Source organism: Vibrio sp. 10N.222.47.A9, from assembly GCF_963872585.1.
Lineage (GTDB): Bacteria > Pseudomonadota > Gammaproteobacteria > Enterobacterales > Vibrionaceae > Vibrio > Vibrio splendidus.
Genome location: NZ_CAWNBB010000035.1, coordinates 1162 through 3580, shown reverse-complemented (window position 1 = coordinate 3580; position 2419 = coordinate 1162). Strand labels below are relative to the sequence as shown.

The window sequence follows — 2419 nt, the reverse complement described above, 5'->3', positions numbered from 1 at the left end:
TGCCCCAAAGTTCGTTAGAGCAAATGCTCCACACAATTTAGGGGCGTGCGTTTTGCCCTACGAAAAGTTATCCAAATTCGGTAGCTGTCAAAGTTATGCCACACAGAAAACCGCCCCCATTATCTTTATCACTAACCTATTGATTTATTGTTGAAGCGTAAAAAGAAAGGCTGCATTATGTGATCATAGAATACAAACGCCGCTTAGTAATCAGGAGAAACAATGAGTGTAAATATCAGAAATGCAGAAATCAGTGATTCGAAGGCAATCAGTGAATTAATCTTACCTTTAGCAAAAAAATATGTTTGTCCTACTTGTGATGCGTCTGCACACGATATTTTGCTCAATTCAATGTCAGAGGAAAATGTAGGAAAGTATTTATCCACCAATTACAACTATGTTATTGCCGTGACTGCGAATGATGAAGTGGTTGGCGTGGCTGGAGTTCAAGACAACTCTCATTTATATCACCTTTTTGTCGATGATAATTTTCAGGGCAATGGGCTTTCCCGCCAATTATGGGAAGCGGTTAAAGAAGAATCAATAAAAAATGGGAACAGCGGTATCTTTACGGTTAACTCGGCGGTAAATGCAGAAAGCGTATACTCACGGTTTGGTTTTAAACGCACTGAGGGCATCAGAAATCGGCAAGGAATGATTGATATTCCAATGCTGTTAGATCTTGCGTACTAACAAGCGTTTTTGCCCAGAGGCTTCATAGACCTGAAGTTTTACTCGCGGCACTTTTATCAAAAGTGCCAGCCAACTCAGATCTGCCCCATTCCGCCCATGGTCAACCCAAATAAGTTGTCCTGAAACGAGATCATAAAACGACGGTCATATAGTCATGGCCTTTAGCCCTAGCGACTTCATCAACGCCAATATGAACAAGGTTGGTCAACTTCTTAGGCTCTAAAGCGGGCAAGGTAGATAACAGAAATGCTTTATCGATATTTTTCACATTTTCCCAGCGTATGTCTAAATGCTTAGACACTGCATGGATGCTCATATAGCGGCATAGTCCACTAATAAAGTGACAGTACCTCTTGGTATAGCGACCACCCTTATCAACAAAATCAGTGGCTTCAATCAATCTTCGGCCGAGCTTATCTCTCGTCAGAGCTAGTTCAATTTCTATTACGCAAGGGTGACCACTTACAGGAAAATCTGACAGGCGACGTTGAACATAGTGGTCGACGGTACGCGGTGCTCCAGTCTCAGGGTCAACGACTTTACAGCGTCTGTCTCGCTTGCATTTGACGAGTACTGAATGAGTGCACTCTTCGAGCGTTACAGACTGTACGGATTGACCTTTAAAATTAAATAGAGCGGAAGATAATAACGACAAACTACAACACTAAGATATAAAAGGGGAAGTGATTATAAATCAACGTATTACTGGTTTTATTGTTAATTTATAGACTCATCTAAGCGGAGAAGAGCCCATAGGCTTATAGTTACCAGCAATAGTTCTTTTTTATGTGTGACTTTAGCGCCCATAAATTTAATAAAATTGATTATTCATTTCTTCTATAATCCATCGTTTAAACTTTTCGAGACTCTTATTTCTTGCATTGTGTTCTGGTATTACCAAGTAATAACTTAGCCCTTTGATTTCTTTACTCATACTCGCGAATTCATAGTGTTCAAGCCACCCTTGTTTCAGTGCATTGTCAACAAGGAGTGAACTCACCAGTGCAACACCCTGATCAGCCAATGCGGCTTGAATGACATGATTTTCCTGATCAAACTGTCGTATATTTGTCTTAATATTTGAATTAGTACCATTAAGTAAAGTGCGCCACGAAATTGAGGGTAAACTTTTATTTTGCCACTTTGTTTCTAACAGGTTTATTTCTTTTGATATGTCGACTTTTGAAAGGTAAGAAGGTGTTGCGTATGTTCCTGCCTCTTCTGTGACCAGTGGAATGGTGTCTTTTTCCGACTCGTCGTAGACACCGTATCGAATCGCTAAATCTATTCTTTTGTCTTTTTCAAGATTAACTAATTCCTCTCCTGTTTTAACGGCCACTTCAATATTTGGGTGCTGCGCATAGAACTTTTCTAACTTTGGTATCAACCACATAGAGGCAAAGGATGATGTTGTACTGACCGTAACCACATTTTTGTTGTTCGAAATTTCGTTCACCACATTCGTGAGTTGTTGAAAAATCATGTGCGTTACTTCTGCCAGTTTCTCCCCCTCTACCGTTAACTCAATTGCTCGTGTTTTTCTTTCAAACAGTGATGTTTTCAAGGCTTCTTCCAACGACTTTATTTGATGAGAAACAGCCGTTGGGGTGACATGTAACTCTTCCGCAGTTTGTTTAAAACTTTTCAAACTGGCTGCGGAATTGAACACATTTAGTGTATTGAGTGGTGGAAGATGAATGTGCATATAAAAACTACCTTATAGATG

The 2419-nt window shown here is 40.0% G+C and carries 2 protein-coding genes and 1 pseudogene; 1 reads left to right on the top strand and 2 read right to left on the bottom strand.

Features of this window, described 5'->3' with window-relative positions:
- Positions 1-222: 222 nt before the first annotated feature.
- A complete protein-coding gene (locus AACT19_RS10590) occupies positions 223-693 on the top strand; it encodes a GNAT family N-acetyltransferase (RefSeq protein ID WP_076646241.1) in 471 nt (156 codons plus the stop codon).
- Positions 694-783: 90 nt separating this feature from the next.
- Here the strand turns inward: AACT19_RS10590 and AACT19_RS10585 are convergent.
- Positions 784-1348 (bottom strand): annotated as a pseudogene (locus AACT19_RS10585) (helix-turn-helix domain-containing protein); the annotation flags it as partial.
- A 156-nt stretch (positions 1349-1504) separates the two neighbouring features.
- On the bottom strand, positions 1505-2398 hold the full coding sequence (locus AACT19_RS10580; RefSeq protein WP_076646239.1) for a LysR substrate-binding domain-containing protein: 894 nt from the start codon (positions 2396-2398) through the stop codon (positions 1505-1507).
- Between the last annotated feature and the right edge of the window lie 21 nt (positions 2399-2419).